The organism is Escherichia sp. 10290, assembly GCF_030295155.1.
In the GTDB taxonomy this organism is placed as follows: Bacteria; Pseudomonadota; Gammaproteobacteria; order Enterobacterales; family Enterobacteriaceae; genus Escherichia; species Escherichia coli_F.
This window is the reverse complement of sequence record NZ_AP025741.1, coordinates 5,030,204-5,056,971: the sequence shown is the minus strand read 5'-3', so window position 1 is coordinate 5,056,971 and position 26,768 is coordinate 5,030,204. Positions and strand designations below refer to the sequence as shown.

The window sequence follows — 26,768 nt, the reverse complement described above, 5'->3', positions numbered from 1 at the left end:
TCTTATTAAAGCTTAGATAGCCCAGCCGCCCGCATAGAAGGTCACCAGCGCCACGGCGATAACGACCGTACCGATGTTCAACTTGCGCCATTCGCCGGAAACCAGACGACCAATCACCAGAGTCGCGAAGCCGATCATGATGCCTGTTACGATGTTACAGGTCAGCACGATGAATACCGCCGTAACCAGACCCGCCATCGCATCAACAAAATCAGCAAAGTCGATTTTCGCCACGTTGCTCAGCATCAGCAGGCCCACGTACATCAGCGCCGGAGCCGTTGCGTACCCAGGAACGAGGTAAGAGAGTGGAGAGAGGAACAGAATCAGCAGGAACAACACGCCAACGGTGATAGCCGTCAGACCGGTTTTTCCGCCCGCCGCTGTACCCGCCGCAGACTCGATGTATACCGCTGCCGGTGCTGCCCCCACCAGACCAGAGAAAACACTGCTCATGGAGTCGGTGGTCAGTGCTTTCCCGCCGTCGATAATTTGCCCGTCTTTATCCAGCAGGTTTGCCTGGCCCGCGACGGCCCGGATGGTTCCGGTGGCATCGAAAACAGCAGTCATCACCAGTGCCAGCACGCTCGGCAGAACCACAGGGTTCAGCGCGCCCATAATGTCCAGGCTGCCAATCAGTGAATTGCCGTTTTCATCGCTCAATGAAGGCATGGCGAAAACGCCAGAGAAGTGGACGTTAGGATCGAAGATCAAACCGACAATTGAGATACCGATAATGGTCAGCAGAATGCCACCGGGGACTTTCAGTTTTTCCAGGCCAATGATCACAGCCAGACCTACCAGTGACATAATCACCGGGAAGGTCGCGAAATCACCCAGCGCAACAGGCAGACCATCAAGCGGGTTTTTAATCACCAGACCGACACCATTAGCAGCAATCAGCAGCAGGAACAGACCGATACCGATCCCCGTGCCGTGCGCCACACCGTGCGGCAAGTTGCGCAAAATCCAGCTACGGATACCCGTGGCAGAAATTATCGTAAACAGCACACCCATCAGGAACACGGCACCCAGCGCGACAGGTACGCTAATATGTTGCCCCAGTACCAGGCTGAATGCGGTAAACGCCGTCAGGGAGATAGCGCAACCAATCGCCAGCGGCAGATTAGCCCACAACCCCATCACGATAGAACCGAGTCCGGCAACCAGACAGGTCGCAACGAAAACTGCCGCAGGCGGAAAGCCCGCTTTACCCAACATGCCTGGAACGACGATAACCGAGTAGACCATCGCCAGAAACGTTGTTAACCCGGCAACCACTTCCTGACGGACAGAGCTTCCACGTTGTGAAATTTTAAACCAGGCGTCGAGTGAACCGCCGGTACGCGCTGATGGCGTAGACATAAGAAAACATCCCCTGAGAGTTTAATTTTCGTCAAGATGCGTGGCGGACATTCCCCTGCCAGCGAAACGTTATCTTCCTGTTCCAGGTTTGCGACAATTTGGTGCGTCGCAAAAAAGCAAACGTTTAGCTCCGCGCATACAAAACGGGTGGTAAAAAAAGCAAACGATTATCCGGCGATCATAGCGGCTTTTTCAACCGAAGTTTGCTGCTTTTTTCTCTTTTATGGTCTTGACGATGAAAAACCAGGCAATTGATGCGCAAACGTTATCGTCGATGCGCAAGATTGCAGCGTTATCGAGCCGCATACCGTTCAGGATTGCGATAAAAAATCGTCTGAGATGACAAAAATATTGCGGCTAAAAAGTATACTTTTACACTGACGAAGAAACGCCGGTGACATACAATTAAAGCATCAACACCAACCGGAACCTCCACCACGTGCTCGAATGAGGTGTGTTGACGTCGGGGGAAACCCTCCTGTGTACCAGCGGGATAGAGAGAAAGACAAAGACCGGAAAACAAACTAAAGCGCCCTTGTGGCGCTTTAGTTTTGTTCATCTTCCAGCAAGCGTGCGCCTGTGCCTTCTTCTCCTAAGCGGTCGCCCGGGTTACGCAATGGGCAATCACTGCGCGAAAGGCAGCCACAACCAATACATCCGTCCAGTTCGTCACGCAGCGCCACTAAGGTATGAATGCGCCGATCCAACTCTTCTCGCCATTGGGACGAAAGCTGTTTCCACTCTTTCGCACTTAATGTATGCCCTTCGGGCAACACGCCAAACGCTTCACGAATGGTCGCCAGCGGAATGCCAATACGCTGAGCAATTTTGATGATTGCGACATATCGCAACACATCACGTTTATATCGCCGCTGATTGCCACTATTACGAATACTGCTAATCAACCCTTTGCTTTCATAGAAATGCAGCGCCGATACCGCCACACCGCTGCGTTTTGCCACTTCGCCGGGGGTTAGCAGCGCTTTAATGCGGGGTAATTTCTTTTCCATAAATCGCTTTACCTCAAGTTAACTTGAGGAATTATACTCCCCAACAGATGAATTAACGAACTGAACACTGAAAAGAGGCAGATTTATGTCCCATCAGAAAATTATTCAGGATCTTATCGCATGGATTGACGAGCATATTGACCAGCCGCTTAACATTGATGTCGTCGCAAAAAAATCAGGCTATTCAAAGTGGTACTTACAGCGGATGTTCCGCACGGTGACGCATCAGACACTTGGTGATTACATTCGCCAACGCCGCCTGTTACTGGCCGCCGTTGAGTTGCGCACCACCGAGCGTCCGATTTTTGATATCGCAATGGACCTGGGTTATGTCTCGCAGCAGACCTTCTCCCGCGTTTTCCGTCGGCAGTTTGATCGCACTCCCAGCGATTATCGCCACCGCCTGTAGTTTTATTGCCCGCGCGTTAACTCCTGCGCGGGTGATTGCTCCATCCATTGCATGAACACCTGCGGTGGCATCGCCTTAGCAAAGAACCATCCCTGGCAATAGCGCACGCCGCGTTTACGCAACCAGTTAACCTGATCCTCAGTTTCTACCCCTTCTGCAATCGTTTTCAGCCCCAGGCTGTGCGCCAGCTCGATGATGTGTTCCGCAATCAAATGACTGGTTTTATGGGTGGTCAGCGTCTCAACAAACGATTTATCGATTTTCAAAATATCGACATTCAATGATTTAAGGTTATGCAAGTTAGAGTAGCCAATACCAAAATCATCAATTGCCACTTCGTAACCAGCCTGGCGGAAAGCCAGAATAATTGGTGTCATTTTGTCGACATCAAGAAATGCATGTTCAGTCACTTCAAATTTAATTTGCTGTGGACGCACCGCGTATTGCTCTGTTTTCTGATTGGTTCGCGCTATCAACCGTGACGTATGAAAATCGGAGGCCGACAGGTTAATAGAAACATAGCGATCGGCATGTGTTGCCAGGTACGCGCCCAGATCGCGGAAGACATTATCAATAACATAATCAGTTACCTGTCCGATCATTCTCTCCTTTTCTGCCAGCGGAATAAACTCTGCCGGATTCATTACTTGCCCCTGCTCACCAGGCCAACGTAACAATGCTTCAGCGCCGATACATTTTTCTGTTTTGATATCGATTATTGGCTGGTAATAAAGGCAAAGTTGATGTTTTTCGAGGGCGCGTTGCAATTTGCGTTTGGGAGACAAATAGTTTTGTCGAATACGTAGCCAGAGTAATAACAGAACAAGACTCCCCAAAATGCCGGCGGGTAACGCAAAAATAAGATGATTATAAAAATGTGCTATAAGACGTTGATATGAAGTCGCAACAATGGCTGCAATTGGGCGTTTTGTCGAATAAACTGTCGCATATAAATAGCCATTTCTTTGTACGGTTAAATCATTCAAATGAATCAGCGGAGAAAACGTTGCTGCCGAGGCCTCGTTGCTTAACGAGAAAAAGGTTTTCGTTACCGTATCATACACACCCCATTGCAATGTCGGATCATCAGACATCACTTCACTCCAGAATAGAGGGTTGATGACCGCCACATAATTTCCCCGCTGCATATAGGTCATTTTATAGCCAGAGAAAAAAGGCGTATCGCGGTAATAATAGATAGAAACGTTAGGTTCACGCTTATAATCGGCCGGTGCAATCGTATAACCGTTTACAGGCGCTATCAGCGATGAGCATAAAAAATGGTTATCACGGGCATAGATCAATTCATTAATATAAAGATAGCCACGAATAATATTCAACATTCGCTTTTGATGGGCCGGAGTGCAAACTTGCCCCTGATAGCGTTCTGCTGCATCGCTCACTAAATCTGCCTGGCGAATGACCAGCTCGGATTTATCCAGCGCCAGCTGAGCAAAAGTTTGGAGCTGACTATTCACTTCTGATTTTGCCCAAAGGAAGGCAATCCATAGCGACAGAATGATGGGAAAGAGAACTAAAAAGATAATGCCCGGCAACGCCAGTAATTGGTGTCGTGCATGATGACTCATTGCTATCAATTTCCTGCCTGTTTATACCCGGTCATTGCAAGGCGAGAACCCTGGTTATCGACGTCTTTAGATAAATCTTACGGTATAAATAGCACTTTTGCCTGATTTGAAATTGATACCTTTTTAATCGTCACCTGAATAAAAATAATTCATTGATATTCAAAAATTAATTTCCTGCAGGAATGCAGAGGCGGCGGGAAGATATGCCCTTAATGCCGCTGAAAAAACACATAATCTGTACGGCAATAAAAGTCACGGCCTAATCTGGCTAACAAACAATCAATTGTGATATAGTTCACAAAATTAATGAAACAAACAGAGTGTTTCTTTTTTGTGTTTTGCAAGCCCCGCGATAGCCAGATTGTATCACGCCTCCCGTGAACAACGCCGCGCTGTCCAGGGCATCGGCTCTTTTCAGAGGAATTGTTTGATGGCTACCCTCACCACTGGCGTGGTTCTTCTTCGCTGGCAACTTCTTAGTGCCGTAATGATGTTTCTGGCCAGCACGCTCAACATCCGTTTTCGTCGGTCTGATTATGTCGGGCTTGCAGTGATCAGCAGCGGTCTGGGCGTGGTTTCCGCCTGTTGGTTCGCAATGGGGTTGCTTGGCATCACAATGGCGGACATCACCGCCATCTGGCACAACATCGAGTCGGTGATGATAGAAGAGATGAATCAGACACCGCCACAATGGCCAATGATTTTGACTTGATATGTAGAAGCCTCCATAACGGAGGCTTCTTTTTTTATGGCTGGCAGATGCTTTAATCATCCACCTTAAAACAATATAACCTATTGGTTTAATGACAAATCAGAACGGAATGTCGTCATCAAAGTCCATCGGCGGCTCGTTAGACGGCGCTGCCGGAGCGGACTGCTGCGGGCGAGACTGCGCGCCGCCGCTGAACTGATTACCACCCTGCGGCTGCTGAGGCTGACCCCAACCGCCCTGCGGCTGACCACCACCGATATTGCCACCTGCAGGTGCGCCACCGCCCTGACGACCACCCAGCATCTGCATGGTGCCGCCAACGTTCACCACGACTTCTGTGGTGTAGCGATCCTGACCGGATTGATCGGTCCATTTGCGGGTACGCAGCTGACCTTCGATATAAACCTGAGAACCTTTACGCAGATATTCGCTGGCTACTTCTGCCAGTTTGCCGAACAGCACAACGCGGTGCCATTCAGTCTGCTCTTTCATCTCGCCGGTCGCTTTATCACGCCAGGATTCGGAAGTAGCCAGCGTAATGTTGGCAACTGCGCCACCATTTGGCATGTAGCGTACTTCCGGGTCCTGACCCAGATTACCAACGAGAATAACCTTGTTTACGCCTCTGCTGGCCATGTTCGTGTCTCCTGAAAAAAAATCGTTCTGAATAAGTGTAAACGCGCGATTGTACCATTACCAATAGCGCTTTTACTATGTTGTGACCTCGGTTCAGGGAAACAAACCTGGCCAGACATTGTTACACAACACTCCGGGTAATGCATTCCAATACTGTATATTCATTCAGGTCAATTTGTGTCATAATTAACCGTTTGTGATCGCCGGTAGCACCATGCCACCGGGCAAAAAAGCGTTTAATCCGGGAAAGGTGAATGGATAAGATCGAAGTTCGGGGCGCCCGCACCCATAATCTCAAAAACATCAACCTCGTTATCCCCCGCGACAAGCTCATTGTCGTGACCGGGCTTTCGGGTTCTGGCAAATCCTCGCTCGCTTTCGACACCTTATATGCCGAAGGGCAGCGCCGTTACGTTGAATCCCTTTCCGCCTACGCGCGGCAGTTTCTGTCACTGATGGAAAAGCCGGACGTCGACCATATTGAGGGGCTTTCTCCTGCCATCTCAATTGAGCAGAAATCGACGTCTCACAACCCGCGTTCTACGGTGGGGACAATCACCGAAATCCACGACTATTTGCGTTTGTTGTTCGCCCGCGTCGGCGAGCCGCGCTGTCCGGACCACGACGTCCCGCTGGCGGCGCAAACCGTCAGCCAGATGGTGGATAACGTGCTGTCGCAGCCGGAAGGTAAACGCCTGATGCTGCTCGCGCCAATCATTAAAGAGCGCAAAGGCGAACACACCAAAACGCTGGAAAATCTGGCAAGCCAGGGTTACATCCGTGCTCGTATTGATGGCGAAGTCTGCGATCTTTCCGATCCGCCGAAACTGGAACTGCAAAAGAAACATACCATTGAAGTGGTGGTTGATCGCTTCAAGGTGCGTGACGATCTCACCCAACGTCTGGCAGAGTCGTTTGAAACCGCGCTGGAGCTTTCCGGTGGTACCGCGGTAGTTGCCGATATGGACGATCCAAAAGCGGAAGAGCTGCTATTTTCCGCCAACTTCGCTTGTCCAATTTGCGGCTACAGTATGCGTGAACTGGAACCACGCCTGTTTTCGTTTAACAACCCGGCGGGGGCCTGCCCGACCTGTGACGGCCTTGGCGTACAGCAATATTTCGATCCTGATCGCGTGATCCAAAACCCGGAACTGTCGCTGGCTGGCGGTGCGATCCGTGGCTGGGATCGCCGCAACTTCTATTATTTCCAGATGCTGAAATCGCTGGCAGATCACTATAAGTTCGACGTCGAAGCGCCGTGGGGCAGCCTGAGCGCGAACGTGCATAAAGTGGTGTTGTACGGTTCTGGCAAAGAAAACATTGAATTCAAATACATGAACGATCGTGGCGATACCTCCATTCGTCGTCATCCGTTCGAAGGCGTGCTGCACAATATGGAGCGCCGTTATAAAGAGACGGAATCCAGTGCGGTACGCGAAGAATTAGCCAAGTTTATCAGCAATCGCCCGTGCGCCAGCTGCGAAGGAACGCGTCTGCGTCGGGAAGCGCGCCATGTGTATGTCGAGAATACGCCGCTGCCTGCTATCTCCGACATGAGCATCGGTCATGCGATGGAATTCTTCAACAATCTCAAACTCGCAGGTCAACGAGCGAAGATTGCGGAAAAAATTCTTAAGGAGATTGGCGATCGCCTGAAATTCCTCGTTAACGTCGGCCTGAATTACCTGACACTTTCCCGCTCGGCAGAAACGCTTTCTGGCGGTGAAGCCCAGCGTATCCGTCTGGCGAGCCAGATTGGTGCGGGCCTGGTTGGCGTTATGTACGTGCTCGATGAGCCGTCTATCGGCCTGCACCAGCGCGATAACGAGCGCCTGCTGGGTACGCTTATCCATCTGCGCGATCTCGGTAATACCGTGATTGTGGTGGAGCACGACGAAGACGCGATTCGCGCCGCTGACCATGTGATCGACATTGGCCCGGGCGCAGGTGTACACGGCGGTGAAGTAGTCGCGGAAGGTCCCCTGGAAGCGATTATGGCGGTGCCTGAGTCGTTAACCGGGCAGTACATGAGCGGCAAACGCAAGATTGAAGTGCCGAAGAAACGCGTTCCGGCGAATCCGGAAAAAGTGCTGAAGCTGACAGGCGCACGTGGTAATAACCTGAAAGACGTGACGCTGACGCTGCCAGTCGGTCTGTTTACCTGCATCACAGGGGTTTCAGGTTCCGGTAAATCGACGCTGATTAACGACACACTGTTCCCGATTGCCCAACGCCAGTTGAATGGTGCGACCATCGCCGAACCGGCACCTTATCGCGATATTCAGGGGCTGGAGCATTTCGATAAAGTGATCGATATCGACCAAAGCCCAATTGGTCGTACTCCGCGTTCTAACCCGGCGACCTATACCGGCGTGTTTACGCCTGTGCGCGAACTGTTTGCGGGCGTACCGGAATCCCGTGCGCGCGGTTATACACCAGGACGATTCAGCTTTAACGTTCGCGGCGGACGCTGCGAAGCCTGTCAGGGCGATGGCGTGATCAAAGTGGAGATGCACTTCCTACCGGACATTTACGTACCGTGCGACCAGTGCAAAGGTAAACGCTATAACCGTGAAACGCTGGAGATTAAGTACAAAGGCAAAACCATCCACGAAGTGCTGGATATGACCATCGAAGAGGCGCGTGAGTTCTTTGATGCGGTACCAGCTCTGGCACGTAAGCTGCAAACATTGATGGACGTTGGCCTGACGTATATTCGTCTGGGTCAGTCCGCAACCACGCTTTCTGGTGGTGAAGCCCAGCGCGTGAAGCTGGCGCGTGAGTTGTCAAAACGCGGCACCGGGCAGACGCTGTATATTCTCGACGAGCCGACCACCGGTCTGCACTTCGCCGATATTCAGCAACTGCTCGACGTACTGCATAAACTGCGCGATCAGGGCAATACCATCGTGGTGATTGAGCACAATCTCGACGTGATCAAAACCGCTGACTGGATTGTCGACCTGGGGCCGGAAGGCGGCAGTGGCGGCGGCGAGATCCTCGTCTCCGGTACACCAGAAACCGTCGCGGAGTGCGAAGCATCACACACGGCACGCTTCCTTAAGCCGATGCTGTAATCGTTAAGGCCGCTTTCTGAGCGGCCTTTTCCTTTCAGAGTTGCACCAGCAATTTACGTTTTTCTTCCGGCAGTAAATTCACCGCCTGCTGATAAGACGCATCCACCAGATAATAGATTTGCGAATCTGGCAGCGAACCGTCGAGATACACGGTGCTCCAGTGCGCTTTATTCAGATGGCGGCTTGGACGCACATCGCTGTGCTGCTGACGTAGCAGCTCCGCCAGCTCCGGGCTGGTTTTCAGCGAAACAGCTGGGCGATTTTCTACTTCTTTCACCATCGCAAACAGTACATCTTCCACTTTGATCTGCGTCGCTTTCCAGTCGTTATGCACGCTCTGTTCTGCGCCTGGTTTTGCCATGCAATATTGTAGCAACTCCGAAATGGTCATTTTTTACTCCCCTTGTAGTGTCGCGATGATGCGACGCGATCCGCCGTGGATGCGATGTTCCCCCAGCCAGATGCCTTGCCAGGTGCCGGTCTGAATACGCCCTTTATGCACCGGCAATACAAGCGATGTTCCCAACATTGAGGATTTGATATGAGAAGGCATATCGTCGGCCCCCTCATAGTCATGCTCATAATTTCCGTTATCGGGAACGGTGCGGAGGAAAAAACGCTCCATGTCCTGGCGTACGGTGGGATCGCAGTTCTCATTAAGTGTCAGAGAGGCGGAGGTATGTTGCAGCAACAGATGCAGTAAGCCGATGTTAACACGCGGCATATCAGCCAGCTGATGCAGTATTTCATCCGTTACCAGATGAAATCCACGAGATTTGGCGCTAAGCGTGAGCGTCTTTTGATACCACATGTGCTGCTCCTTGATAAAACTCTCTTAATCAGTTTGCAGCAAGACAGCGAAAGGATAAAGGTGTGATTAAAAAAACAGCATTCGGGAGAGCATCACGCTCTCCCGCTCTGTCAGTATTCTGAATTGACGATCACCTCTTCACCAAACGCACCCGCTTGTGGCAAGGGTTTGTAGGTAGAGTTGGAGGCGCGTAGAATGCGGATACCACGAGCGCCGACTTCGCGTGCGGCGGTAATATCGTTATCGGAATCGCCATAAAAAATTCGGATATTTTTATCCTGTAGCCATTGCGATTTTGTATTTTGACCTGGTTTATCGCCTGCAAAAATTACCGGATTCATGTTGGTGGCAGGAATATGAAAATTATCCGCCAGCGTTTTTGAAACCGTTTCTGTTTTCGTCGGGCTACGACCAGTCACAAAGAAGATCGCGTCACCGCGGCGTACATGCATATCAATCAGCTGGCGAGCGACCTCTTTTGGAATGCTGAATTCATCCCAGCCATTGTTCATTTTTTCCCAGAACACAGGATTTTTCAGATAATCTTCGCTTTCTGGCGAGAAGGTTTTTTTGCCGCGCCAGAAGCCCGGACTGGAAAAAAGTACCGTGTCATCGATATCAAACCCCACCGCCATTGGCGGACGCCCTGCGAGGCTATTTTCAATTTGTACGACCGAAACCCAATGAATTGGTGCCTGTTCAGCAAGCCTGGCAACGTTAGTACCAGGATTAAGCGGTGAAGGTGACGAGGCCAGGGCAACAGCGGAACTGTTTAGAGCGAACAATAAGCAAACGGCACTGATTGCCTGTGTGATCTTGCGCATATTTTTCCCTAAATAGTCAGTCTATTGAAACGTTTTATTATGAGATTTGTTGCAAAAACCATCTGACCATAACGCCAGCTGCCAGGGAATAAAAGGATTATCTACGGCTTTTGTTAAGAAAGGGAGCAGGATCACATGCGATCAGACTATGTTTGTTGTATTTAATAACTTAATGGCTCTCTATTGTGTAAAAATATTCGGATATAAAAACTTCTATTTTCTCAGTAGGAAATATCGATTATCAGAACCCATTCCTTTGTACGATTAGCCGAAAAAATACGTATACCCACTTATTGATGATTGAGCAGGCGGCTGTTCATCCGCCTGCCAACGACATTACATCACCGCAGCAAACGCCTTTGCCACACGTTGTACATTTGCCGTATTTAACCCGGCGACACACATGCGACCGCTGGCGATGAGATAGACACCAAATTCTTCACGTAGTCGGTCAACCTGAGCGGCACTTAAACCGGTATAACTGAACATACCGCGCTGATTAAGCAGATAATCGAAATTGCGTTCTGGCATTTCTGTGCTCAATACCTTCACCAGTTCCTGACGCATCGCCAGAATGCGAGTACGCATCTCTTCTACTTCCGCCAGCCAGCTGGCTTTCAATGCCTCGTCATTCAGCACCGCAGCCACCACCTGCGCACCAAAATTCGGCGGGCTGGAGTAGTTGCGGCGAACTGTTGCTTTCAATTGCCCCAGTACGCGGCCTGCGGCTTCGGCATCTTCACACAGCACAGAAAGTCCGCCGACGCGCTCGCCGTAAAGGGAGAAAATTTTCGAGAACGAATTGCTCACCAGAGCGGGTAATCCAGCGCTGGCAATGGCGCGAATGGCGTAGGCATCCTCTTCCATACCGGCACCAAATCCTTGATAGGCAATATCAAGAAATGGGATAAGCTCGCGGGCTTTGAGAATTTGAATCACCGCATCCCACTGGTCATTAGTGAGATCGGCACCCGTTGGGTTGTGGCAACATGGGTGCAGCAACACAATACTGCGGGCAGGTAATGTTTTTAGCGTCGCCAACAGGTCATTAAAGCGCACGCCGTTAGTCGCTTCGTCATACCAGGGGTAAGTACTCACTTCGAATCCAGCCCCGGCGAATATTGCTACGTGGTTTTCCCAGGTAGGATCGCTGACCCAGACGCCTGATTCCGGGAAGTAGCGTTTCAGGAAATCTGCGCCCACTTTCAATGCCCCTGAGCCGCCAAGGGTTTGAATGGTTGCTACGCGCTGTTGTTGCAGTACCGGATGGTCCGCACCAAACAGCAGCGGCGCAATGGCATGGCGATAGCTATTAAGCCCTTCCATCGGTAAATAAAGCGAAGCGCCATGAGGCTGCGCATTCAGGCGCACTTCCGCATCCGCCACGGCTTTCAGTTGGGGAATAATTCCGTCTTCGTTGTAGTACAGACCGATACTTAAATTCACTTTGTCGCTGCGAGGGTCTTCTTTGAAACGCTCCATAAGCGTAAGAATCGGGTCGCCAGCGTAGGCGTCAACTTTTTGAAACACGCGATGGTTCTCCAGGTTTACGAGCAGGTGGTTAAAAACACAATAAACCGGAAGGTGGGGAAGATCGAGAGGATGTTCAGGGGTGAACGACAATTAGCAACAAAAAGTGACCAATGACAAACGCACATTCGCCAGAGGCACGACCTTTATAACAGCATGAAATAATATCAATTTATTGAATTAGTAAGATTTTATTAGCCGGATAGGCATTCATACCACATCCGGCACAGATAATCAGATATTACAGAACGATTAATCCACGTATTTCATCGCGACCCTTGAAGTCAGGCGCGTGATAAGTTCGTAAGCGCTCACTTTCGTCATTTCAGCGATACGTTCTACGGGCAAACCTTCGCCCCATAAAATGACCGGGTCCCCGGCTTTATCCTGCGCCTGTGGACCTAAGTCGACGCAGATCATATCCATCGCGACTCGCCCGACAATCGGCACTTCGCGACCGTTCACCAGCACTGGCGTACCGGACGGCGCGGCGCGCGGATAACCATCGCCATAACCCATAGCGACTACGCCAAGACGGGTATTACGTTCGCTTACCCAGGTTCCACCATAACCGACAGGCTCTCCGGCTTTATGCTCACGCACAGCAATCAGGCTGGAGGTCAATGACATTACCGGCTGACAGCCAAAATCGGCACCGGTGGAGCGATCTTCCAGCGGCGAGACACCGTAAAGAATGATGCCCGGGCGCACCCAGTCAAAATGTGACTGTGGCCACAGCAGAATGCCCCCCGACGCGGCAATGGAACGTTGACCAGGTTTGCCTTCACAAAAGGTATTAAAGATATCGAGTTGTTTCTCGGTTGCACCGCATTTTGGCTCATCCGCGCGCGCAAAATGGCTGACAATATTCACCGGCTGACGAACGTTTTTGCACCGCGTCAGACGATGATAAAACGCCTCAGCCTGTTCCGGCCTTACACCCAGACGGTGCATACCAGTATCGAGTTTCATCCAGACGGTAACCGGCTCGTCCAGGCTGGCCTCTTCCAGCGCAGCAAGCTGTTCTTCGTTATGCACGGCGGTATGAAAATGTTGCGCAGAAATCGTCGGTAGATCTCTGGCATCAAAAAAGCCTTCGAGTAAAAGTACAGGTTTGGTGATTCCCCCCGCACGCAGTCGCAGAGCTTCTTCGAGACGGGCTACGCCAAAGGCGTCAGCATCGGGGAGCGTTCGCGCGGTCTCAAGAAGACCGTGACCATAAGCGTTCGCTTTCACCACCGCAACCATTTTACTGGCAGGTGCCAGTTCACGAAGACGTTGCAGGTTGTGTCGCAGAGCGCGGCGGTTAATCACAACAGTTGCCGCTTGCATTTGTGTTCCTTGATAAGTGTTTGCTTTAATTACCTAATTCATAAAATAATTATTATTCGTCGTCGTACTGCGGCCCCGCATAGTTGTCGAAGCGCGACCATTGACCGTTAAAGGTCAGGCGTACCGTCCCGATTGGGCCGTTACGTTGTTTACCGATAATAATTTCCGCGATGCCTTTTAAATCACTGTTTTCGTGATACACCTCATCACGATAGATAAACATGATCAAGTCCGCATCCTGCTCGATAGAGCCAGATTCACGCAGGTCGGAGTTGACCGGGCGTTTGTCGGCACGTTGTTCCAGAGAACGGTTCAACTGGGACAGCGCCACCACCGGCACGTTCAGTTCTTTCGCCAGTGCTTTCAGCGAGCGGGAGATTTCTGCAATTTCCAGCGTACGGTTATCGGAAAGCGCCGGTACGCGCATCAGTTGCAGGTAGTCGATCATGATAAGCCCAATGCCGCCATGTTCTCGGGCAATACGCCGCGCGCGGGAGCGCACTTCCGTTGGTGTCAGACCGGAGGAATCATCAATATAGATATTACGTTTTTCCAGCAAAATGCCCATCGTGCCGGAAATGCGCGCCCAGTCTTCATCATCCAGTTGCCCGGTACGAATTTTAGTCTGGTCAACGCGCGACAGCGACGCCAGAGAACGCATCATAATCTGTTCTGATGGCATCTCAAGAGAGAAGATAAGTACCGGTTTATCTTGCAACATCGCCGCGTTTTCGACGAGGTTCATCGCAAATGTCGTTTTACCCATCGACGGACGCGCTGCGACGATGATCAAATCCGACGGCTGCAAACCAGCGGTTTTTTTGTTGAGATCGTCATAACCGGTGTTTACCCCGGTAACGCCATCGTGTGGCTGCTGAAACAGCTGCTCAATACGCGCCACGGTTGCGTCGAGCACATCGGCGATGTTCTTCGGCCCTTCGTCTTTGTTTGCACGACTTTCGGCAATTTTAAAGACGCGGGATTCAGCCAGGTCCAACAGGTCTTCGCTGGTTCGCCCCTGCGGATCAAAACCGGCTTCGGCAATCTCATTCGCAACCGAGATCATCTCACGGACAACGGCACGTTCACGCACGATGTCCGCATAGGCACTGATGTTCGCCGCACTTGGCGTATTTTTTGACAACTCTGCCAGGTAAGCAAAACCACCAACGCTGTCGAGTTGTCCCTGACGTTCCAGCGATTCCGCAAGGGTAATCAGATCGATAGGACTACCGCTTTCCTGCAAACGCGCCATTTCGGTAAAGATATGACGGTGTGGGCGGGTGTAAAAATCGTCTGCCACCACACGCTCGGCTACATCGTCCCAGCGTTCGTTATCCAGCATTAAACCGCCCAACACCGACTGCTCCGCTTCGATCGAGTGCGGAGGCACTTTCAGCCCGGCAACTTGTGGATCGCGTTCGCGGGGTTCAGCCTGCTGTTTGTTGAAGGGTTTATTTCCTGCCATAGTGAATGGAGTTACCGAGATAAAGAATGGGTCGAAACTTTACCATATGAAGCAGACCCTGACGATACGTTCTGGAGGACACATGGCAACACGAATTGAATTTCATAAGCACGGTGGCCCGGAAGTACTTCAAGCCGTAGAGTTCACTCCTGCCGATCCGGCGGAAAATGAAATCCAGGTCGAAAATAAAGCCATCGGCATCAATTTTATCGACACGTATATCCGCAGCGGCCTTTATCCGCCGCCATCGCTACCCAGCGGATTAGGTACCGAAGCGGCAGGCATCGTGAGTAAAGTCGGCAGTGGTGTAAAGCATATTAAGGCAGGCGATCGCGTAGTCTATGCACAGTCGGCATTAGGCGCTTACAGCTCTTTGCATAACGTCAATGCCGATAAAGCGGCGATTCTGCCCGCGGCAATTTCTTTTGAGCAAGCGGCGGCATCATTCCTGAAAGGCTTAACGGTTTATTATCTGCTGCGCAAAACCTATGAAATTAAACCCGACGAACAGTTCCTGTTCCACGCTGCTGCTGGCGGCGTTGGCTTGATTGCCTGCCAGTGGGCAAAAGCCCTGGGCGCGAAGCTCATCGGTACCGTGGGAAGCGCGCAAAAAGCGCAGAGTGCGCTAAAAGCGGGGGCGTGGCAGGTGATTAACTATCGCGAAGAAAACCTGGTCGAGCGGTTAAAAGAGATCACCGGCGGTAAGAAAGTGCGCGTGGTGTACGATTCCGTCGGCAGAGACACCTGGGAACGGTCGCTGGATTGCCTGCAACGTCGCGGCTTAATGGTGAGTTTTGGCAACTCATCAGGCGCGGTTACCGGTGTGAACTTAGGCATTCTCAATCAGAAAGGCTCGTTGTATGTGACACGCCCTTCCCTGCAAGGCTATATCACCACGCGGGAGGAATTAACCGAGGCCAGTAATGAACTGTTCTCTTTGATTGCCAGCGGTGTGATTAAGGTCGATGTCGCCGAACAACAGAAATATCCGCTGAAGGATGCACAGCGTGCGCATGCGATTCTGGAAAGCCGGGCGACGCAAGGCTCCAGCCTGTTGATTCCATAAAAGAAATAGGGCTTCCACCTGGGAAGCCCTTTCTTTTTATAGTTCGGCTGTATGTAGGGTACAGCACGATGAATCTGTTAGAGGCGCAATAGTGACAGATTTGATTATCAATTCCTATTTTGTTCTAAGGATAAAACCTTAGGTTGTGATCGTCCGCACAATCCCTTAGTAACGCCAACGGTCATAGCGCTGATATTTCGGCACTTTTGGTGCTTTAATCGCCTTAATAACCCACACCACCGCAATCGCCAATAACAGCCACGGCAGCAACTTAATCATCAATGCCAGCATACCGCCGAGGAACATAATGGCCGTCGCCACAACCAGCGCAGCGATAATACCCAGCAACGAAACGCCGGTGACCATCAGCATGACAAAAAAGCCAATCACAAAAAGTAGTTCCAGCATGATGCTCTCCCAAATATGAAATCTCTTGCTGGCATTACAAGAATCATGCCAAAAATAATCTATTGATTTAACAGCAAAACGCCCCGCGACGGTGCGCAGGGCGTGATGAATTTGACTACTTTTTGGTGAAAAGTTAACGCTTATCTGCCACCAGTTTGAGCGCGTGTTCCAGCACGTTAATGTCAGCACCCGCTTTATGGGCATTTTCACTTAAATAACGCCGCCACTGCCGCGCGCCAGGAATACCCTGGAACAGCCCCAGCATATGCCGGGTAATATGGCCGAGATACGTCCCCTGGCTGAGTTCACGCTCAATGTACGGATACATGGCACGCACCACCGCCACCGGATCGGCATCGGTATCCGAGGAACCAAAAATCTCTCGGTCTACCGCCGCCAGAATACCCGGATTCTGATACGCCTCGCGCCCTACCATCACGCCATCCATATGTTGCAAATGCGCTTTAGCCTCTTCCAGCGACTTGATACCACCGTTAATCGACATCGTCAGATGCGGAAAGTCACGCTTCAGTTGATACACACGCGGATAATCGAGCGGCGGGATTTCACGGTTTTCTTTCGGGCTTAACCCAGAAAGCCAGGCTTTACGTGCGTGGATGATGAACATCTCACACTCGCCTTTGCCGGAAACGGTGTTGATGAAATCGCAGAGAAATTCATAGCTGTCCTGGTCATCGATGCCAATACGCGTTTTCACCGTCACCGGAATCGATACGACATCGCGCATCGCTTTCACGCAGTCGGCAACCAGCTGCGCATTGCCCATCAGGCACGCACCAAACATGCCGTTCTGTACCCGGTCAGACGGGCAGCCGACATTCAGGTTGATCTCATCATATCCGCGCGTTTCTGCCAGCTTCGCACACTGCGCCAGCGCCGCCGGATCGCTACCGCCCAGTTGCAACGCTACCGGATGTTCTTCTTCACTGTACGCCAGGTAATCACCTTTACCGTGAATAATCGCCCCTGTGGTCACCATTTCTGTATACAGCAACGTATTGCGGGAAAGCAGACGCAGGAAATAACGGCAGTGTCTGTCCGTCCAGTCGAGCATTGGTGCAACGCTAAACCGACCACTCCAGTGAACGTCAGTTTTTTCAGGCATTGCGCTGGTTTGGTTGATTTTTTGCATTTCAGAATTACCGTGCATTTTCAAATGTAGAGATTATTTTAACGATATATCATGGAGTTATGTTATTCAGCATCACTGTTCAGGAGGCTCAATAGCGGGGTACTATACCATAACAACAGGAAGCGCCTGGCTCTTTGAAAAAGAAAAATGAGATTCCTTCAAAGCGTGACGCTCTCGCGAATTGAAGAAATAATCTTATTAGATGTTAGCGTGTGAAAAGCAATGATAAACAATTCAGTTTCGACGATAAATAAAAAATCACACATAAAACCGTGTTGAACTATCTCGCGGCGAATGGCATTGATAGATAAAAAAGAACCCAAGCAATGTTGGGTTCTTTTATGTAAAAAATCCCATACTACAGAGAAAATTCACATTTTATTTTTTTAACACAATATCGAATAGGTCATAAATGAACTTAATAATATCTTCGTTAATGAGATCGTTGTCATTTATATCTTTGTCATTCATATCTTTGCCAATTACAATGGGTCCCGTTGAGTCTGGGTCAAATGATTGAACGAATTTAATTAACGTCTCACCTGCAGTCTGCATTTTTGTAATGTCTGTGATGTCTTTATTGTCTTCTTCAGCCTTCTTTTTCCTCTCATTCAGAATTAAATTAAAATCCAGTTCATTTTTATCTACTAATTCTTTCATATCCCTCAGGCTTTTTTTCATCACTTGACGAGATAATATTTTTATCTTACTTGTTATGTGGTTTTCACAATAATCATTAACTCTTCGTGCTGTTGCTATGATATCAGCTGATGCACTACCATATGAGAATGAAAGTAAAAGGGAAGCCAAGGGTTTTAAGCGAGCATCGTTCTTTGCTTTATATGCATTTTCCAAATTTAAAAAACCTTCGCTTACAGTTTTTAGATGTAATGACGCTACAGGTACTTTACCATAGGGTTTATCATAAAATAGCTGAATTGCGGAGGGAAGGTCATTCTGATTTATTACATCGAAAGTACACCTGTCTATTAGAGTTGCATCGCTATTTTCCATTGGATTACAAACAAAATCCATCGCATAATGAAAAATCGCCCGTTCTACAAATGCAGAAATATAGTCACGATCACCTAATTGCTCATTAGTGCACTCTACAATACACTCGTCAACCCAATCTTTGAGAGCATTTATTCGTCCAATTAAGGAAACATTCTTTTCACTTGCAGTCCATAAATTATGGGTAATCCTCTGAATAAACAAATCTATTTTTGCAATAATCGCAGCGCGATTACTCATCGTTGCATAATCAACCGATTTATTATACAGATCCTTAAGTTTTCCCGAGCTTACATCTTTATTATCGTATTGATTTGAGTTGAGGCTTTTATTAAAGTAATCTCTTGAACTTCCTATTATACTTGACATAATTTATCCACCTTTTTACCGAGCTGTATCATTCATATAATTCATTTGACAAAAAGTCACTATCAAAAATCGCTCATAATTTCTGATCTGTAGGCATACTTTCAAACGCATTTAAATAAATAGCGAGTTAACTTCAAGCAATGTATTTAAAAATGGAGTAATAATTATTGTCATGTTGATAATGGTGTCACCTGGCTATACAACACCTTACCTATGAAACAGAAAATCAACATTACAACAACAATAAGGGTTCTCGGTGTTTTTCCTGGAACATGGTAAAGTAAGGACATTCTTAACCCACACCTTGAGGTGCCCGATGGAAAAGACCACAACGCAGGAATTATTAGCGCAGGCTGAAAAACTCTGTGCGCAGCGTAATGTGCGCCTGACCCCGCAGCGCCTGGAAGTGTTACGCCTGATGAGTCTGCAGGATGGCGCTATCAGCGCTTACGATCTGCTTGATTTGCTGCGCGAAGCTGAACCGCAAGCCAAGCCGCCAACGGTTTATCGCGCGCTGGATTTTCTGCTTGAGCAAGGTTTTGTGCATAAGGTGGAATCCACCAACAGTTATGTGCTCTGTCATCTGTTCGACCAGCCCACCCATACTTCAGCCATGTTTATTTGCGATCGCTGCGGCGCAGTGAAAGAAGAGTGTGCAGAAGGCGTGGAAGACATTATGCATACGCTGGCGGCAAAAATGGGGTTTGCCCTGCGGCATAATGTGATTGAAGCACATGGGCTCTGTGCGGCATGCGTGGAAGTGGAAGCGTGTCGTCATCCTGAACAGTGCCAGCATGATCACTCTTTGCAGGTGAAAAAGAAACCGCGTTAAGAGGGCGTACATCCTTGTACACGTCGGGCAGGAGGGATTAATTACCAGCGATATTCATTGCGGGTTTCCCAATCCACGACCTCTTTTTCTGCCTGATCTTTCTGATAACCATAACGTTCCTGGATTTTACCGACCAGTTGATCACGTTTACCTTCAATGATCGTCATATCATCATCGGTCAGTTTGCCCCATTGCTCTTTCACTTTACCTTTAAACTGTTTCCAGTTACCGCCGGCTTCATCTTTATTCATAATCAAGACCTCATCGTTAGGTTGTGAATGAGAGTACGCTCACTTTTCTTCTGAACGTGAGATTAAGTGTAGTCAGGAATTTTACCCAGGATTATTTATTCAGAATTTTTAACCGTCACGTTGCTGCAAACCAGGTACCGTTGCGCCAGTGACGCTGCCAGATAGCTGCCAGAGAAAGCCCGCGCAGCGCCAGAAAGACAGTTAACGCCAACCACAAACCATGATTGCCCAGCCACGGCAGCGTAAGGAGCGTCAGGGCAAAACCTGCTGCTGCTACCGCCATACTGTTACGCATTTCAGCCGCACGCGTTGCGCCTATAAACATGCCATCCAGTAGATAACACCAGACACCGACCAATGGCAAAATCACCTGCCAGATAAGATAGCAGTCGGCCAGCTGCTGAATCTGGGTTAACGACGTCAACAACGCAATGATGTGTTCCCCTGCCAGTAAATAAATCACCGAAAACAGCAGTGCAACGATCCCCGACTGGCGGCACGCTGCGCGCCAGACCTCCAATAGCTGGCTCCCGTCGCGCGCACCGTACGCCTGACCTGAATGCGCTTCAACCGCGTAGGCAAAACCATCAAGCGCATAGGCGGTAAAGGTGAGTAGAGTCATCAGAACCGCGTTTACCGCGATGATGTCACTTCCAAGTCGTGCGCCAAGTACGGTGATCGCACCAAAACAGAGTTGCAGCAACAGCGAGCGCAGCATGATATCGCGGTTAAGCGCCAGCAAACGGCGGAAATTACCTCGCCAGGCTTTTTTCAGCATTTCGCCGGAGATACCGCGTGTTTTGATGATTTTACGCACTAGTAGCAGACCAATCAGCAATGTTGCATATTCCGCAATAACCGTCGCCAGCGCAGCGCCCTGCACGTTCATATGCAGCCCCATCACCAGCCAGACATCCAGCACTATGTTGAGAATATTGCCGACTACTAACAAAATTACTGGCGCACGGGCATATTGCACGCCGAGTAGCCAGCCAAGTAACACCAGATTCGCCAGCGACGCCGGTGCGCTTAACCAGCGGATTTCAAGAAAGCGCCGCGCCTGTTCCAGCACTGCTTCGCTACCGCCAACAATATGCAGCGCCAGATCGATAATCGGCGTACGCAGTAGCGCAATTAACGCCCCAGCCCCCAGAGCCAACAGCAACGGCTGTACCAGCGCACGGGCTAATGCCTGGGGATTTTGGGCACCATAAGCCTGCGCAGTAAGCCCGGTGGTGCTCATGCGCAAAAACAGCAACAGCATAAAGAGAAAGCTGGTCGCCGTTGCACCAACCGCCACACCGCCCAGATAAACCGGACTATCAAGATGACCAATAACCGCCGTATCGACCAGCCCAAGCAACGGGACGGTGATATTGGAGAAAATCATGGGTAAGGCGAGATGCCAGAGTGCTTTATCAGATGAAGTGAGGAATGCCATGCAGACAAGCCTGATGAAGAGAGATGAAAAACAAACCGCGACGCCAGGCGGCATCGCGGTCTCAGAGATATGTCACAGCCAGTCGCCGTTGCGAATAACCCCAACCGCCAGCCCTTCAATCGTGAAGCTTTGCTGACGAAGGTCAACGACAATCGGTTTAAACTCACTGTTTTCTGGCAACAGTTCGACTTTATTGCCCTGTTTTTTCAGACGCTTAACGGTAACTTCGTCATCAATACGAGCGACGACGACCTGACCATTACGTACGTCCTGAGTTTTATGCACAGCCAGCAAGTCGCCATCCATAATGCCGATATCTTTCATCGACATCCCGCTGACGCGCAGCAGGAAATCCGCATTCGGTTTGAACAAGGAAGGATCAACCTGATAATGACCTTCAATGTGCTGCTGCGCCAGAAGCGGTTCACCGGCAGCCACACGACCTACCAGTGGCAACCCCTCTTCCTCTTCCTGTAACAGACGAATCCCGCGTGATGCGCCGGAAACAATTTCAATAACGCCTTTGCGTGCCAGCGCTTTCAGATGTTCTTCAGCCGCGTTTGGGGAACGGAACCCCAAACGCTGCGCGATTTCCGCACGCGTCGGCGGCATACCTGTCTGGCTGATGTGATCACGGATGAGATCAAACACCTCTTGCTGCCTGGCCGTTAACGCTTTCATTCCGCCCCCTGGGTGTATATACAGTTATGCTGTGAGTATATACAGCAAAAGGCGATTTTGGAACCATAAACTGCACAATAAACCAGAGATTTATCGAATTCTGGAAGGGTTATCCAAAATGCGACCATAACAGGATGCACCAGGTAATCACGGCGACGATAATCGCGATCAGTACCGCAGCGGACCCCATATCTTTAGCGCGTCCGGAAAGCTCATGGTATTCAGAGCCAATTCGGTCAACCACGGCTTCAATGGCACTATTGAGAATTTCCACAATCATCACCAGCATGACGGAGCTGATAAGCAGCACGCGAGTAATCGCGTCCACATCCAGCCAGCAGGCGATGACCACCGCCAACAATACCGCTACGCCTTCCTGACGGAATGCCGCTTCGTTGATCCATGCCGCGCGTAACCCCTTCCAGGAATAGCCAGCAGCTTTGATAATTCGAGTGAATCCAGTGGTATTATTGGCCATTGAAAGAACCTTTTTACATTATGAGCGTCAATATCAGTGTACCGTTAAATCCGATGATTCGGGTTTGCGTAACGCCGCGCGAAACATGAGCGGATACCACAGAATTTCCCATGAGTTTCTGCTATCCTTGCCGCGCATTTGCATTATTAACCAGAGGCTTTACATCGTTTATGTCCGGCTGGCCACGAATTTACTACAAATTACTGAATTTACCATTAAGCATCCTGGTAAAAAGCAAGTCTATTCCGGCAGATCCTGCCCCGGAACTGGGACTGGATACCTCTCGTCCAATTATGTACGTTTTACCGTACAACTCGAAAGCAGATTTGCTGACGTTGCGCGCCCAGTGTCTGGCACATGACCTGCCTGACCCCTTAGAGCCGCTGGAGATTGACGGCACGCTACTGCCGCGCTATGTGTTCATTCACGGCGGGCCGCGTGTTTTCACCTATTACACACCGAAAGAAGAGTCCATTAAGCTGTTCCACGACTATCTTGATTTGCATCGTAGCAATCCAAATCTGGATGTGCAGATGGTGCCAGTATCGGTGATGTTCGGTCGCGCGCCTGGGCGGGAAAAAGGTGAAGTGAACCCACCGCTGCGTATGCTAAATGGCGTGCAGAAATTTTTCGCCGTACTGTGGCTCGGTCGCGACAGTTTTGTGCGTTTCTCACCGTCAGTTTCTCTGCGCCGCATGGCCGATGAACACGGCACGGATAAAACTATCGCCCAGAAACTAGCGCGCGTGGCACGTATGCACTTTGCTCGTCAGCGTCTGGCTGCCGTAGGTCCACGTCTTCCTGCCCGTCAGGATCTGTTTAATAAGCTGCTCGCCTCCCGCGCCATTGCCAAAGCGGTAGAAGATGAAGCGCGCAGCAAAAAAATCTCCCATGAAAAAGCGCAGCAGAACGCCATTGCACTGATGGAAGAGATTGCGGCGAATTTCTCTTACGAGATGATTCGCCTGACTGACCGTATTCTGGGCTTCACCTGGAACCGACTTTATCAGGGCATTAACGTCCATAACGCTGAGCGCGTTCGCCAGCTGGCTCATGACGGTCATGAGTTGGTATATGTGCCTTGCCACCGCAGTCACATGGACTACCTGCTGCTTTCTTACGTGCTCTATCACCAGGGGCTGGTGCCACCGCATATCGCCGCCGGGATCAACCTGAACTTCTGGCCTGCCGGGCCGATTTTCCGCCGTCTGGGTGCGTTCTTTATTCGCCGTACGTTTAAAGGCAATAAGCTCTATTCCACCGTTTTCCGTGAGTATCTCGGCGAACTGTTCAGCCGTGGTTATTCCGTCGAGTATTTCGTGGAAGGCGGTCGTTCCCGTACGGGGCGTTTGCTGGATCCGAAAACCGGTACGCTGTCGATGACCATTCAGGCGATGCTGCGTGGCGGCACGCGTCCGATTACGCTGATTCCGATCTACATCGGTTATGAGCACGTCATGGAAGTGGGTACTTACGCCAAAGAACTGCGCGGTGCAACGAAAGAGAAAGAGAGCCTGCCGCAGATGCTGCGCGGTTTAAGCAAGCTGCGTAATCTCGGTCAGGGTTACGTCAACTTCGGTGAACCAATGCCGTTGATGACCTACCTTAACCAGCACGTACCAGACTGGCGTGAATCTATCGATCCCATCGAAGCGGTGCGTCCGGCCTGGTTAACGCCGACGGTCAATAATATTGCTGCCGATCTGATGGTACGCATTAACAACGCAGGCGCGGCAAACGCCATGAACCTGTGCTGTACTGCGCTTCTGGCGTCACGTCAGCGCTCACTCACCCGCGAGCAGTTAACCGAGCAACTCAACTGCTACCTGGATCTGATGCGCAATGTACCTTACTCCACGGACTCTACCGTTCCTTCAGCCAGCGCCAGCGAGCTTATCGATCACGCGCTGCAAATGAACAAGTTTGAAGTCGAGAAAGACACTATCGGCGACATCATCATTCTGCCGCGCGAACAAGCAGTGTTGATGACCTACTATCGCAATAACATTGCGCATATGTTGGTGCTGCCTTCGTTGATGGCGGCAATTGTCACTCAGCATCGCCACATCTCCCGCGACGTATTGATGGAGCACGTCAATGTGCTTTACCCAATGCTGAAAGCGGAGCTGTTCCTGCGCTGGGATCGCGACGAATTGCCAGACGTTATTGATGCGCTGGCAAATGAGATGCAGCGCCAGGGACTGATTACCCTGCAAGATAATGAATTGCATATCAACCCAGCGCATTCTCGCACGCTACAGCTGCTGGCCGCAGGCGCGCGCGAAACGCTGCAACGTTATGCCATCACCTTCTGGCTGTTGAGCGCCAACCCGTCGATCAACCGCGGTACGCTGGAGAAAGAGAGCCGCACCGTCGCGCAACGTCTCTCCGTGCTACACGGTATCAATGCGCCGGAGTTCTTCGACAAGGCGGTGTTCAGTTCTCTGGTGCTGACACTGCGTGATGAAGGGTATATCAGCGATAGCGGCGACGCCGAACCGGCAGAAACGATGAAGGTGTATCAGTTGTTGGCGGAGTTGATTACATCAGACGTGCGTTTGACGATTGAGAGTGCGACGCAGGGCGAAGGGTAATCAGTGAGAATTGCCGGATGCGGCGCAAACGCCTTATTCGGCCTACCATGATCTGCAAATTCAATAAATTGCGATATGTTGTGTAGGCCTGAGAAGCGCAGCGCATCAGGCAGCCCAGAAGAAAGCCGGATGATCATCCGGCTTTTTTACATCATCAGAAATGCCAGTAACTCATTGCCAGCCCTAAAAACAGCACCAGGCCAACATAGTTATTATTCATAAATGCTTTAAAGCAGGCTTCGCGCTCGCGGTTAGCAATCAGTTTTTGTTGATAAACAAACAGCGCACCTGCCACCAAAATTGACCAGTAATATCCCCAGCCTAAGCCATTTAACTCACCGATTATCGCCATCAGCACCAGTACGCCAATCTGCAAAATACCAATAATCAATTTATCGTACTGGCCGAACAAGATTGCAGTGGACTTAATGCCAATCTTCACATCATCATCGCGGTCAACCATCGCATACTGCGTGTCGTAAGCCACCGCCCAGAGAATATTGGCGAGGAACATTAACCAGCAACTCAACGGCACCGACTCACTCACAGCGGCAAAAGCCATTGGAATCGACCAGCCAAACGCCGCCCCCAGCACCACTTGCGGTAGATGGGTATACCGCTTCATAAACGGGTACACCCACGCCAGCGCCAGCGCGGCAATCGACAACAGAATGGTCATCGTATTCAGCGTCAGCACCAGTAAAAACGAAATCAGTACCAGCACGACAAACAGCGCACGCGCCTCTTTCTCCGTTACCGCGCCGCTGGGAAGTGGTCGGTTCGCCGTACGCTTAACATGACCATCAAACTTGCGGTCAGCATAATCATTCACCACACAACCAGCAGCGCGCATCAGCCAGACACCCGCGACAAACACCGCCAGGATCCAGAGCTGGGGAACGCCCGGCGTCGCTACCCACAGTGCCCATAATGTTGGCCAGAGCAGCAGTAACGCGCCAATTGGCTTATCCGTACGCATTAAGCGATGAAACGCCAGCAGCTTATTCTGCGTCAGACTCCACTCCATATTTTTTTCCTCTTAGTACAACGGTGACGCCGGTAAAAACAGTTCGGTTAGCAACAGCGGTTTACCGCTTAATCGCAGGCGGGAACGTCGCCCCCACAGTCCGGCATCACGGCCTATCTCAATAAAGTCCCGGGTTAATGTCGATGATGTGAACAGATAGCGTCCTAACGGCGTTTTACCCAATTTTTGTAACGCCAGCTCCGGCCCGCTTAACGTTGACTCAGGAACGACGGTACGACCGGCAAGCCACGGTTCACCATCGGCACATAACAAAATTTCACGTAACCAGTAACGGGACTCTTTCGGCAACAATGGCAGTTCTTCGTGGATTTCATTCTGCCCGACAAACCCTTCGCGGATCATCGTCACGCTCACTGTTTTTCCCTGCTGCTCAAAACGTTTCGTCATGGAATCTTCCAGCAACAACCAGTCGAGCAGTTGCGGATCCAGGGAAGGGATCTCTGTAAAATAGCGCAGCGCACGCAGTTGCGTTAACGCGGGGTGTGACATGCCGAACTCTCCGTTACATAACGTAAAGGCATTGTATCGCAGAAAAGTGTTTACGGGAGATGTATAGCAAATTAAGTGATCTAATGCGCAACAAAAACGCAACAATCGCATGAAGTGATAAAACGCTGTTGAACCTTACGCTTTGCCGATGCCCGTGCTGGCAAGAGCAACCAGAGGGGCATCA

The 26,768-nt window shown here is 50.4% G+C and carries 25 protein-coding genes; 6 read left to right on the top strand and 19 right to left on the bottom strand.

What is annotated here, in order from left to right; translation table 11 throughout:
* Nucleotides 1-12: 12 nt before the first annotated feature.
* Both ghxP and soxR read right to left on the bottom strand, forming a co-directional pair.
* Nucleotides 13-1,362, bottom strand: a complete 1,350-nt coding sequence (ghxP, locus tag QUE74_RS25165; RefSeq protein WP_000106863.1) for a guanine/hypoxanthine transporter GhxP — start codon at nucleotides 1,360-1,362, stop codon at nucleotides 13-15.
* 545 nt (nucleotides 1,363-1,907) lie between these two features.
* Nucleotides 1,908-2,372, bottom strand: a complete 465-nt coding sequence (soxR, locus tag QUE74_RS25160) for a redox-sensitive transcriptional activator SoxR (protein ID WP_000412424.1) — start codon at nucleotides 2,370-2,372, stop codon at nucleotides 1,908-1,910.
* A gap of 85 nt (nucleotides 2,373-2,457) precedes the next feature.
* On the opposite strand from soxR, the gene soxS reads away from it, so the two are divergent.
* Entirely contained in the window at nucleotides 2,458-2,781 is a 324-nt protein-coding gene (gene soxS, locus QUE74_RS25155) for a superoxide response transcriptional regulator SoxS (protein ID WP_000019358.1), read from the top strand.
* 2 nt (nucleotides 2,782-2,783) lie between these two features.
* Here soxS and pdeC read toward each other — a convergent pair whose 3' ends face one another.
* The gene (pdeC, locus tag QUE74_RS25150; RefSeq protein WP_000017981.1) at nucleotides 2,784-4,370 is read right to left on the bottom strand and encodes a cyclic di-3',5'-guanosine monophosphate phosphodiesterase PdeC; all 1,587 of its coding nucleotides are present in this window, start codon (nucleotides 4,368-4,370) and stop codon (nucleotides 2,784-2,786) included.
* A gap of 430 nt (nucleotides 4,371-4,800) precedes the next feature.
* Here pdeC and QUE74_RS25145 point away from each other — a divergent pair, with 430 nt between their 5' ends.
* The gene (locus QUE74_RS25145; RefSeq protein ID WP_001295689.1) at nucleotides 4,801-5,082 is read left to right on the top strand and encodes a YjcB family protein; all 282 of its coding nucleotides are present in this window, start codon (nucleotides 4,801-4,803) and stop codon (nucleotides 5,080-5,082) included.
* A 99-nt stretch (nucleotides 5,083-5,181) separates the two neighbouring features.
* Here the strand turns inward: QUE74_RS25145 and ssb1 are convergent, their stop codons facing one another.
* Nucleotides 5,182-5,718, bottom strand: coding sequence for a single-stranded DNA-binding protein SSB1 (ssb1, locus tag QUE74_RS25140; RefSeq protein WP_000168305.1), 537 nt, complete (start codon nucleotides 5,716-5,718; stop codon nucleotides 5,182-5,184).
* Between the two features lie 254 nt (nucleotides 5,719-5,972).
* Here ssb1 and uvrA point away from each other — a divergent pair, with 254 nt between their 5' ends.
* Complete coding sequence (gene uvrA, locus QUE74_RS25135; protein ID WP_000357740.1) at nucleotides 5,973-8,795, top strand: excinuclease ABC subunit UvrA; 2,823 nt, start codon at nucleotides 5,973-5,975, stop codon at nucleotides 8,793-8,795.
* A 34-nt stretch (nucleotides 8,796-8,829) separates the two neighbouring features.
* On the opposite strand, the gene QUE74_RS25130 is transcribed toward uvrA, so the two are convergent.
* The 6 genes from QUE74_RS25130 to dnaB form a co-directional block, all read right to left on the bottom strand.
* Nucleotides 8,830-9,186, bottom strand: a complete 357-nt coding sequence (locus QUE74_RS25130; protein WP_000155657.1) for an MmcQ/YjbR family DNA-binding protein — start codon at nucleotides 9,184-9,186, stop codon at nucleotides 8,830-8,832.
* Nucleotides 9,187-9,189: 3 nt separating this feature from the next.
* Nucleotides 9,190-9,606 carry a secondary thiamine-phosphate synthase enzyme YjbQ gene (locus QUE74_RS25125; protein WP_000270365.1) on the bottom strand — a complete coding sequence of 139 codons (417 nt, stop codon included), beginning with the start codon at nucleotides 9,604-9,606 and terminating at the stop codon, nucleotides 9,190-9,192.
* A 110-nt stretch (nucleotides 9,607-9,716) separates the two neighbouring features.
* Nucleotides 9,717-10,430, bottom strand: a complete 714-nt coding sequence (aphA, locus tag QUE74_RS25120) for an acid phosphatase AphA (protein ID WP_001226931.1) — start codon at nucleotides 10,428-10,430, stop codon at nucleotides 9,717-9,719.
* Nucleotides 10,431-10,766: 336 nt separating this feature from the next.
* Nucleotides 10,767-11,960 (bottom strand): aromatic amino acid transaminase, encoded by a 1,194-nt coding sequence (gene tyrB, locus QUE74_RS25115; RefSeq protein WP_000486961.1) that lies wholly within the window; start codon nucleotides 11,958-11,960, stop codon nucleotides 10,767-10,769.
* Nucleotides 11,961-12,212: 252 nt separating this feature from the next.
* Nucleotides 12,213-13,292: an alanine racemase gene (gene alr / locus QUE74_RS25110; RefSeq protein ID WP_001147340.1), complete on the bottom strand. Its 1,080-nt coding sequence runs from the start codon at nucleotides 13,290-13,292 to the stop codon at nucleotides 12,213-12,215.
* A gap of 52 nt (nucleotides 13,293-13,344) precedes the next feature.
* Nucleotides 13,345-14,760 (bottom strand): replicative DNA helicase, encoded by a 1,416-nt coding sequence (dnaB, locus tag QUE74_RS25105; RefSeq protein ID WP_000918363.1) that lies wholly within the window; start codon nucleotides 14,758-14,760, stop codon nucleotides 13,345-13,347.
* An 82-nt stretch (nucleotides 14,761-14,842) separates the two neighbouring features.
* On the opposite strand from dnaB, the gene QUE74_RS25100 reads away from it, so the two are divergent.
* Nucleotides 14,843-15,826, top strand: a complete 984-nt coding sequence (locus QUE74_RS25100) for a quinone oxidoreductase (RefSeq protein ID WP_000235507.1) — start codon at nucleotides 14,843-14,845, stop codon at nucleotides 15,824-15,826.
* A gap of 165 nt (nucleotides 15,827-15,991) precedes the next feature.
* On the opposite strand, the gene pspG is transcribed toward QUE74_RS25100, so the two are convergent.
* The 3 genes from pspG to QUE74_RS25085 all read right to left on the bottom strand — a co-directional run bounded on the left by pspG (nucleotide 15,992) and on the right by QUE74_RS25085 (nucleotide 18,770).
* The gene (gene pspG, locus QUE74_RS25095; protein WP_000891404.1) at nucleotides 15,992-16,234 is read right to left on the bottom strand and encodes an envelope stress response protein PspG; all 243 of its coding nucleotides are present in this window, start codon (nucleotides 16,232-16,234) and stop codon (nucleotides 15,992-15,994) included.
* Between the two features lie 133 nt (nucleotides 16,235-16,367).
* Entirely contained in the window at nucleotides 16,368-17,405 is a 1,038-nt protein-coding gene (dusA, locus tag QUE74_RS25090) for a tRNA dihydrouridine(20/20a) synthase DusA (protein ID WP_001355080.1), read from the bottom strand.
* A gap of 360 nt (nucleotides 17,406-17,765) precedes the next feature.
* The gene (locus tag QUE74_RS25085; RefSeq protein ID WP_000094901.1) at nucleotides 17,766-18,770 is read right to left on the bottom strand and encodes a DUF2713 family protein; all 1,005 of its coding nucleotides are present in this window, start codon (nucleotides 18,768-18,770) and stop codon (nucleotides 17,766-17,768) included.
* A 316-nt stretch (nucleotides 18,771-19,086) separates the two neighbouring features.
* Between QUE74_RS25085 and zur the strand changes: the two genes are divergently transcribed.
* The gene (zur, locus tag QUE74_RS25080; RefSeq protein WP_001355078.1) at nucleotides 19,087-19,602 is read left to right on the top strand and encodes a zinc uptake transcriptional repressor Zur; all 516 of its coding nucleotides are present in this window, start codon (nucleotides 19,087-19,089) and stop codon (nucleotides 19,600-19,602) included.
* A 41-nt stretch (nucleotides 19,603-19,643) separates the two neighbouring features.
* Here the strand turns inward: zur and QUE74_RS25075 are convergent, their stop codons facing one another.
* The 4 genes from QUE74_RS25075 to dgkA form a co-directional block, all read right to left on the bottom strand.
* The gene (locus QUE74_RS25075) at nucleotides 19,644-19,853 is read right to left on the bottom strand and encodes a CsbD family protein (RefSeq protein ID WP_001030593.1); all 210 of its coding nucleotides are present in this window, start codon (nucleotides 19,851-19,853) and stop codon (nucleotides 19,644-19,646) included.
* 115 nt (nucleotides 19,854-19,968) lie between these two features.
* Complete coding sequence (gene dinF, locus QUE74_RS25070) at nucleotides 19,969-21,294, bottom strand: MATE family efflux transporter DinF (protein WP_001355077.1); 1,326 nt, start codon at nucleotides 21,292-21,294, stop codon at nucleotides 19,969-19,971.
* 72 nt (nucleotides 21,295-21,366) lie between these two features.
* The gene (gene lexA / locus QUE74_RS25065) at nucleotides 21,367-21,975 is read right to left on the bottom strand and encodes a transcriptional repressor LexA (protein ID WP_000646078.1); all 609 of its coding nucleotides are present in this window, start codon (nucleotides 21,973-21,975) and stop codon (nucleotides 21,367-21,369) included.
* Nucleotides 21,976-22,084: 109 nt separating this feature from the next.
* Nucleotides 22,085-22,453 carry a diacylglycerol kinase gene (dgkA, locus tag QUE74_RS25060; protein WP_000002907.1) on the bottom strand — a complete coding sequence of 123 codons (369 nt, stop codon included), beginning with the start codon at nucleotides 22,451-22,453 and terminating at the stop codon, nucleotides 22,085-22,087.
* 170 nt (nucleotides 22,454-22,623) lie between these two features.
* Here dgkA and plsB point away from each other — a divergent pair, with 170 nt between their 5' ends.
* Complete coding sequence (plsB, locus tag QUE74_RS25055; RefSeq protein ID WP_001355076.1) at nucleotides 22,624-25,047, top strand: glycerol-3-phosphate 1-O-acyltransferase PlsB; 2,424 nt, start codon at nucleotides 22,624-22,626, stop codon at nucleotides 25,045-25,047.
* Between the two features lie 154 nt (nucleotides 25,048-25,201).
* Here plsB and ubiA read toward each other — a convergent pair whose 3' ends face one another.
* Nucleotides 25,202-26,074: a 4-hydroxybenzoate octaprenyltransferase gene (ubiA, locus tag QUE74_RS25050; protein ID WP_000455230.1), complete on the bottom strand. Its 873-nt coding sequence runs from the start codon at nucleotides 26,072-26,074 to the stop codon at nucleotides 25,202-25,204.
* A 12-nt stretch (nucleotides 26,075-26,086) separates the two neighbouring features.
* Nucleotides 26,087-26,584, bottom strand: a complete 498-nt coding sequence (ubiC, locus tag QUE74_RS25045) for a chorismate lyase (protein WP_001353542.1) — start codon at nucleotides 26,582-26,584, stop codon at nucleotides 26,087-26,089.
* Between the last annotated feature and the right edge of the window lie 184 nt (nucleotides 26,585-26,768).

Excerpts from the sequence above, each read along its gene's own strand:
- soxS (WP_000019358.1), top strand. The coding sequence starts at position 2,458 with ATGTCCCATCAGAAAATTATTCAGGATCTTATCGCATGGATTGACGAG.
- pdeC (WP_000017981.1), bottom strand. The coding sequence starts at position 4,370 with ATGAGTCATCATGCACGACACCAATTACTGGCGTTGCCGGGCATTATC.
- ssb1 (WP_000168305.1), bottom strand. The coding sequence starts at position 5,718 with ATGGCCAGCAGAGGCGTAAACAAGGTTATTCTCGTTGGTAATCTGGGT.
- QUE74_RS25125 (WP_000270365.1), bottom strand. The coding sequence starts at position 9,606 with ATGTGGTATCAAAAGACGCTCACGCTTAGCGCCAAATCTCGTGGATTT.
- zur (WP_001355078.1), top strand. The coding sequence starts at position 19,087 with ATGGAAAAGACCACAACGCAGGAATTATTAGCGCAGGCTGAAAAACTC.
- QUE74_RS25100 (WP_000235507.1), top strand. The coding sequence starts at position 14,843 with ATGGCAACACGAATTGAATTTCATAAGCACGGTGGCCCGGAAGTACTT.
- pspG (WP_000891404.1), bottom strand. The coding sequence starts at position 16,234 with ATGCTGGAACTACTTTTTGTGATTGGCTTTTTTGTCATGCTGATGGTC.
- dinF (WP_001355077.1), bottom strand. The coding sequence starts at position 21,294 with ATGGCATTCCTCACTTCATCTGATAAAGCACTCTGGCATCTCGCCTTA.
- aphA (WP_001226931.1), bottom strand. The coding sequence starts at position 10,430 with ATGCGCAAGATCACACAGGCAATCAGTGCCGTTTGCTTATTGTTCGCT.
- QUE74_RS25075 (WP_001030593.1), bottom strand. The coding sequence starts at position 19,853 with ATGAATAAAGATGAAGCCGGCGGTAACTGGAAACAGTTTAAAGGTAAA.
- dnaB (WP_000918363.1), bottom strand. The coding sequence starts at position 14,760 with ATGGCAGGAAATAAACCCTTCAACAAACAGCAGGCTGAACCCCGCGAA.
- ubiA (WP_000455230.1), bottom strand. The coding sequence starts at position 26,074 with ATGGAGTGGAGTCTGACGCAGAATAAGCTGCTGGCGTTTCATCGCTTA.
- alr (WP_001147340.1), bottom strand. The coding sequence starts at position 13,292 with ATGCAAGCGGCAACTGTTGTGATTAACCGCCGCGCTCTGCGACACAAC.
- ubiC (WP_001353542.1), bottom strand. The coding sequence starts at position 26,584 with ATGTCACACCCCGCGTTAACGCAACTGCGTGCGCTGCGCTATTTTACA.
- dgkA (WP_000002907.1), bottom strand. The coding sequence starts at position 22,453 with ATGGCCAATAATACCACTGGATTCACTCGAATTATCAAAGCTGCTGGC.
- QUE74_RS25130 (WP_000155657.1), bottom strand. The coding sequence starts at position 9,186 with ATGACCATTTCGGAGTTGCTACAATATTGCATGGCAAAACCAGGCGCA.
- soxR (WP_000412424.1), bottom strand. The coding sequence starts at position 2,372 with ATGGAAAAGAAATTACCCCGCATTAAAGCGCTGCTAACCCCCGGCGAA.
- QUE74_RS25085 (WP_000094901.1), bottom strand. The coding sequence starts at position 18,770 with ATGTCAAGTATAATAGGAAGTTCAAGAGATTACTTTAATAAAAGCCTC.
- uvrA (WP_000357740.1), top strand. The coding sequence starts at position 5,973 with ATGGATAAGATCGAAGTTCGGGGCGCCCGCACCCATAATCTCAAAAAC.
- dusA (WP_001355080.1), bottom strand. The coding sequence starts at position 17,405 with ATGCACGGTAATTCTGAAATGCAAAAAATCAACCAAACCAGCGCAATG.
- QUE74_RS25145 (WP_001295689.1), top strand. The coding sequence starts at position 4,801 with ATGGCTACCCTCACCACTGGCGTGGTTCTTCTTCGCTGGCAACTTCTT.
- plsB (WP_001355076.1), top strand. The coding sequence starts at position 22,624 with ATGTCCGGCTGGCCACGAATTTACTACAAATTACTGAATTTACCATTA.
- lexA (WP_000646078.1), bottom strand. The coding sequence starts at position 21,975 with ATGAAAGCGTTAACGGCCAGGCAGCAAGAGGTGTTTGATCTCATCCGT.
- ghxP (WP_000106863.1), bottom strand. The coding sequence starts at position 1,362 with ATGTCTACGCCATCAGCGCGTACCGGCGGTTCACTCGACGCCTGGTTT.